This is a genomic window from uncultured Campylobacter sp., assembly GCF_938040115.1.
Taxonomy (GTDB): Bacteria; Campylobacterota; Campylobacteria; order Campylobacterales; family Campylobacteraceae; genus Campylobacter_A.
This window is the reverse complement of record NZ_CALHXD010000297.1, coordinates 1-5,678: the sequence shown is the minus strand read 5'-3', so window position 1 is coordinate 5,678 and position 5,678 is coordinate 1. Positions and strand designations below refer to the sequence as shown.

Below are 5,678 nucleotides of genomic sequence, written 5' to 3'. Positions count from 1 at the left end.
CACGCTCTTTATATTTCTAAAGTTACCGACGCGGAGTTAAACGAGCGTGCTAAAGAGCTAAATTTAAGCGGTGTTTTTATAGTTCTTGATGAGGCTCACAACTTTTTAAAAGCTAAGGAAGATCCCGTTCTCGTTTGGTGGCTTACCTATCATCGCCACTTATACCAGGATATTTATCTTATCACGCAAGATTTAAGCCTCATAAACGACGAATACAAGCGTATCACGGAGTATTTTTTAAAAGCCGTGGATAGCGCAAAGAGGCTGTTTAAAAACAAATTTCGTTATATTAAGTATTCAGGCTATAAGCTTTATAAAAAGGACGTTTTAGAGGCCTTAACTATTCCTTATCTTAAAGAAGTCTTTGATTTATACCATTCCGGGCAGGATAGCTCTCAAAAATCTTTCGTGCGTCAGTATATTTATTTAGGTTTATTTATTTTTATAGTTTTGCTTATCGTTTTTTATTTTTTCCTGCAGCAGTTTAAGCCGGACGCTTCCGAAACTCGGCCCGACCTTGAGTCTCCGGGCGCTCAACTTTCCGGCTCAAACCTTGAATCTCGCTCCGCGCATCAAACCAAACCTACCCCGCAAGCTAAAGATAAACCTAGCCAAACTTATATTTATGATATTTCTTGTATCGACGACGTCTGTAATTTTAAAAATGAAAAATATACTTTTCCTTACGGTTTTATTTCTCACGCTATTTCAGGCTCTAAGCCTTTGTATTTTTACTCTACTACTAAAAGCAAATATATAACTGAATATTTTATCGTCCTGGGTTCGGACGTTCTCGAGCCCCTAAAACAAATATCAAATTCTTATAAAGGTGCCGTAAATGAAAAATCTAGCAAAGATATTCCTGGTCCTAGTATTTTTAAATAGTTGCTTTTTAAAAGCCGAGATGATCTATACCGATCTTGCAAGCTTTGCCCAGCTTGCAAGTAAGTCTAATAACATAACTATAGTTACCGACGACAGCATCGACGGCAGCTATTACTATTTTATCTTTCAGCAAGAGACAAATTTAAGTCTTGATATGTTCCGCAAGATGCTCGAGTCAAAAGGCTTATACCTTTACAAGCAAGGTAATTTTTATTACGTAACGGATAAGAAGCTGCCTAGCCTTGATCTGCGCCGTATCGATTTAAGCAATTACGTTTTAGACGACGTGCAGCGTATAATCTCAAATTTCGAGATTAAGGCCACCTACTCTAAATCCTCTAATTCCATTTTTTTTCGAGCCGACGAGCATATTTACGATCAAATCAAAGACGCTGTAAAGAGTATAGATAAGCAGCTCGAGCAGGTGCAGTTTAAGCTTACCATCACGGAAACCAACCTAAAAGACATCAAAGACCGCGGCACCAAGCTTCAAAGCCTGCTTAAGCCGCTAAATCACGGCGATTTAGCCTATTATATAAATCTTATCACCTCGCCCTACACTACGAACTCAAACGTTGTAAGAAACGATAGCGAGGGATTTTTCGGCGTCTTAAATTTCCTCGATACCCACGGTCTGACTAAGATTATATCCAGCCCTTTTTTGACGGCTAAAAATCATACCGAAGTTTATTTTAGCAGCGTCGAGAATATTCCTTACTTAGTGCAAAATTCTCAAACGTCTGCGACGCAGACCACTACTCAAAATTCTTACGAGTATAAGGACGTGGGCTTAAAAATCACGCTTAAGCCCGTGATTTTAAAAGACCACGTGGATTTTGATTTGCATCTGGTGCTCGAGGATCTTTTATCAAGCTCAAACACCCTAACCCCCACGACGTCTAAAAAAGAGCTAAAAAGCTCGTATTCTTTACGGCGCGGCGATGTTTTGGTGCTTTCAGGCATTAATAAGACCAACACCGTAAAACAACGTAACGGCATCCCCGTTCTTAAGGATATTTTTATTTTAAAATATCTGTTTTCGGTGGAGCAAGACCAAGATATAAGCAGCGTCGTAACCTTAACGATACAAGTGATCTAAATAGATAATACAAGCGGAGCGGAAACTGAGCGGAGCGCGCAGCGCCCGCGAAGTAACGCACCGCCTTGTCAATCTAATAAAAAACTCTTACCTTTAAGGTTGGGCGTGTTTGGAATATCTAAATTAGACCGGATTCAATGTCAAGAAAAGCTAGAAAATCAAAAAGCCTATATGCGAAGTTTTAGCTTTGTTAATGACCTCGGAGAGGTTAGAAACTTATTAGATTTTTCTATGTCCGCAAATTTAAGTCATAAGTATTACGCAGAGGTGGCAAACCGCGTAAATACTTTCGGCTCGTTTGCGATAGATTACGAGCAACGTCCGGTATTTTTAACTATCACTCTAAATGGTTGCTTTCGCGGCGCTCTTCTGGGTGATTATTCCAAATTTAGGGATAAAGATATGAAATTTTTGCCGACCGAAGTCAAATATAAGGTTAAGCAAGGCGCTCCCCTTACTATTGGCGATTTATGCGCCATATTAAATTATCAATGGAATTTGCTTATTATGCGTTATAATCGTCATTTTAAAGGCGTCACTAGGTCTTACATTAGGTGCTTTGAGCCTCATAAAAAAGACGGCGTACCGCATATTCATGCGCTTTTGTTCGTGCCGGGGCATACTATTGATTTTTTGAGACGAATCTATAAAGATATTTTTTACGCTCCTCAAAATTTACGCGTTAACGCTATTTCGCGCGAACAGATAGCGAATGGTGAAACAAATGGTTTTCAGACGAGTATTAATAATCCCGCTGGCTACGTGATGAAGTATATTCAAAAGACTTTCATAAATTTTAATCATACCGAAGAATTAGACGATCTTGCCGCGTGGTATGTAAAGCATAAGGTAAGGCGATTTTTAACGTCTCGTAGTAATGTCCCTTTGTGGGTATATAGAAAGATAAATTTTATATCTACAATGCAAGACTTTTATCATTTAAACAACTTTAAAAACGACGATAACAACGTGCTAGAGTGGGATAAGGCTAGCGATTATATTTATATAAATATTCCTGAGCGTAAGGAAGTTATCATTTATGATAACGGTAAGCTTGAACATTATGCCTGCGATAGGCTTATAAATAGCTATGATCGCAAGAAACCCCCTCAAAAAACAACTTCTCAAAGCATAAAACCTGAGCTTGATGCCTGGGTTGATGCCTGGTATGTGCGCGAGGGTCGAAAAATCAAATTTGAAGCTATGAAAAACCGAAAAGAATTCAAAAAACCGCCTCTATGGATGAAAAATTATGAGCTATATAATTATTATTCAAAGCTCGATAAGAAAAACTGCAACATTCAGCACTTAGCTTACGTCGAAAACATAATGCTAGATCGGGGGCTAAATTCGTTTACCAAGAAAAATGAGAAACACGACTTAAACGCGCTTGATATTGAGGATTTTATCGAGAGGGGATTGAGGGAATATGAATTTTAAATACTATGCCGATCTTTATTTAAAGCTCGGCCGCGCCGGTTGGAAATTTTCTACCTTTTGCAAGAACGAGGGAATAGTAAACAATAGGCTTAGCTTTTTTTTTGATAAAGAGATTGAGGAAATTAAACCCAGCGACGTTAGATCGTGGCTAAGCGATAGTTTCAAACCCCAACGGGGTAAATTTACACAAACACGCTGATTATTTTGACGATAAAGAACAATGCGGTTTCAAACCCCAACGGGGTAAATTTACACTTGCTTGTGGTGGGGGTTAGAGTATTGCTTGATGAGTTTCAAACCCCAATGGGGTAAATTTTGCACCGTCGATAGGCTCGCCGCTCTCTTTTAGCACCTCGTTTCAAACCCCATCGGAGCAAATTTTGCGAACTTGGCTTAAATTTGGTCGGAGCATCGCGCGGGCTTTAATTTAGCCTGCAAATACGAGCTTTGATCTACCGTGTCTTGGACGGGCCGGGTAATCAAGCCTGAGCGCGCCGTCTTAACGCGCGGGAAAATCGCCGCTTTTGCTTGCTTGTACATAAAGCGGGCCTAAATTTGCGGGCTTTTTTACAAAAACGCTTGCAAATTTCGCAAATTTTCTTTTATGGATGCGGGGCGGTAGAGCGCTGAGATAACGGCGATGTAGTCTGGATTTAGAGCGGTGATTTGCGCGATATTTGCTGCGTTTATGCCGCCGATCACACAAACCGGGATACGTAAAATTTCCTTTGCGCGCACTATCGTTTCAAATTTACAAAGCGGGGCGTTTGGTTTGGTCGGGCTCGCAAACACGGCGCCAAATGCTGCGTATGAAGCACCCTCGTCCTGCGCTTTTAGGGCTAAATTTAAGTCGTCATAGCAACTAACGCCGATAAATGCATCCTCGCCTAGAATCTTGCGAGCGGTCTTTACTCCGCCGTCGTCCTTGCCAATGTGTACGGCGTTTGCGCCTATTTTGGCTGCAAATTTTACGTCGTCGTTTACGATAAATCTCGCTCCGTAGCGCTCGCAAAGCTCTTTTAGAGTAGTCGCTACGCGCTCGTTTTTGGGCTCAAGCTTAGTGCGGTACTGTAAAAATTTCACTCCGCACTCTAGCAGCTCGCGAGTTTGCTCTAGTACGCTATTTTCTGGCGTTAGGACGTCGTCCGTGATAGCGTAAATTTTAGCCACGGTTTGCGCCTGCGGCTTTGTGATCTAGCAGCCGCACGCCGAAATTTGAGCCGTGGGCGTTTTTGATCGCGTTTGCGACGAAGGCTTTGGCGCGACTGATCGCCGTAATCTCGTCTGCCCCGCACGCTAGGGCGCAGGCGATAGCCGTGGCGAAGCTACAACCAGCGCCGTGCATGATTGTGGGACGTTCTAGCGGCTCGCCGAATTTAACGATCTCGCCGCTTTTTTTATAAAGCGTGTCCTCGCAAATCTCGCTCGCTCGCGTGCGTTTTAGCACGACGTCGCAGGGCAGATCCGCACCCAAATTTAACCGCTCGCCGTCAAAATTTAACCCTAAAGTGCGCGCTTCGTCTAAATTTGGCGTCGCGACGCGAGCTAGGCTCAAAAGCTCTTTTAGTGCGTTTATGGCGCCCTCTTGCAGGAGTTTGGCACCTGATTTTGCCACGCAGACGGGGTCTATCACGGCGCTTATGCTGCGGTTTTGCTTCAGCCAGGCTTTGACGCAGGCTATGAGCTGTTCGTTAAAGAGCATGCCGATCTTTACGGCGTCAAATTTTAGCTCGGCGCAGACTGCTTCTAGCTGCGCGTTTAAAAACTCGGGCGTTACGGGCATTACTGCACTCACGCCGCTCGTATTTTGCGCGGTTAGAGCCGTGATAGCGGTCGCGCTGTAGCAGCCGTAGGCCTCGCAGGTTTTTATATCGGCTTGCACGCCGGCACCCCCGATGCTGTCGCTGCCTGCGATGATTAGGATATTTTTTTTAGGATTTTTCATTGTTTTACCTTGAGCGGTTTTTGTTAAATTTGTCTTTGGGCGAATTTATTTGTCGCCAAAATCCTTGCCAAACTCGACTCCAAGCTCCCTTAAATTTACGGGGCCGTTTCCTTGCGACTCCATCGGTGCTGGCGGCGGAGTTTGCGGCTGCGTTTGTTTAGGCTGCTCGCTTGTAGGGTTTTGCTCGGTTTGAACGTTTTTAGTAGCGTTATTTTCGGCTTTTTTCGGCTTTTTCTTTGCTTTTTCGTCTTCTAGCTTTTTACCGGTTAGGCACTCGTAAATTTCCGCGTGATTTTTCTTTGCCCAGTC

The 5,678-nt window shown here is 43.0% G+C and carries 6 protein-coding genes and 1 pseudogene; 4 read left to right on the top strand and 3 right to left on the bottom strand.

Annotated elements, in window-relative coordinates:
• The 4 genes from Q0314_RS10110 to Q0314_RS10095 all read left to right on the top strand — a co-directional run.
• Nucleotides 1–885 (top strand): zonular occludens toxin domain-containing protein (locus tag Q0314_RS10110; RefSeq protein WP_298058693.1); only part of this gene is annotated, 885 nt, incomplete at its 5' end.
• Complete coding sequence (locus tag Q0314_RS10105) at nucleotides 839–1,984, top strand: type II and III secretion system protein (protein WP_298058690.1); 1,146 nt, start codon at nucleotides 839–841, stop codon at nucleotides 1,982–1,984. The genes Q0314_RS10110 and Q0314_RS10105, both read left to right, overlap by 47 nt.
• A 105-nt stretch (nucleotides 1,985–2,089) precedes the next feature.
• Nucleotides 2,090–3,424: a hypothetical protein gene (locus tag Q0314_RS10100; protein ID WP_298058687.1), complete on the top strand. Its 1,335-nt coding sequence runs from the start codon at nucleotides 2,090–2,092 to the stop codon at nucleotides 3,422–3,424.
• A complete protein-coding gene (locus Q0314_RS10095) occupies nucleotides 3,414–3,623 on the top strand; it encodes a hypothetical protein (RefSeq protein ID WP_298058685.1) in 210 nt (69 codons plus the stop codon). The genes Q0314_RS10100 and Q0314_RS10095 overlap by 11 nt, the downstream gene beginning before the upstream one ends.
• A gap of 368 nt (nucleotides 3,624–3,991) precedes the next feature.
• Here the strand turns inward: Q0314_RS10095 and thiE are convergent, their stop codons facing one another.
• The 3 genes and pseudogenes from thiE to Q0314_RS10080 all read right to left on the bottom strand — a co-directional run.
• Nucleotides 3,992–4,594, bottom strand: a complete 603-nt coding sequence (gene thiE, locus Q0314_RS10090; RefSeq protein ID WP_298058682.1) for a thiamine phosphate synthase — start codon at nucleotides 4,592–4,594, stop codon at nucleotides 3,992–3,994.
• Nucleotides 4,587–5,369, bottom strand: coding sequence for a hydroxymethylpyrimidine/phosphomethylpyrimidine kinase (locus Q0314_RS10085; protein ID WP_298058681.1), 783 nt, complete (start codon nucleotides 5,367–5,369; stop codon nucleotides 4,587–4,589). Before Q0314_RS10085 ends, thiE begins: the two co-directional genes overlap by 8 nt.
• Nucleotides 5,370–5,414: 45 nt before the next feature.
• A pseudogene (locus Q0314_RS10080) lies at nucleotides 5,415–5,678 on the bottom strand (hypothetical protein); the annotation flags it as partial.

Coding starts and splice junctions, on each gene's coding strand:
- Q0314_RS10105 (WP_298058690.1), top strand. CDS start 839: ATGAAAAATCTAGCAAAGATATTCCTGGTCCTAGTATTTTTAAATAGT.
- Q0314_RS10095 (WP_298058685.1), top strand. CDS start 3,414: ATGAATTTTAAATACTATGCCGATCTTTATTTAAAGCTCGGCCGCGCC.
- Q0314_RS10085 (WP_298058681.1), bottom strand. CDS start 5,369: ATGAAAAATCCTAAAAAAAATATCCTAATCATCGCAGGCAGCGACAGC.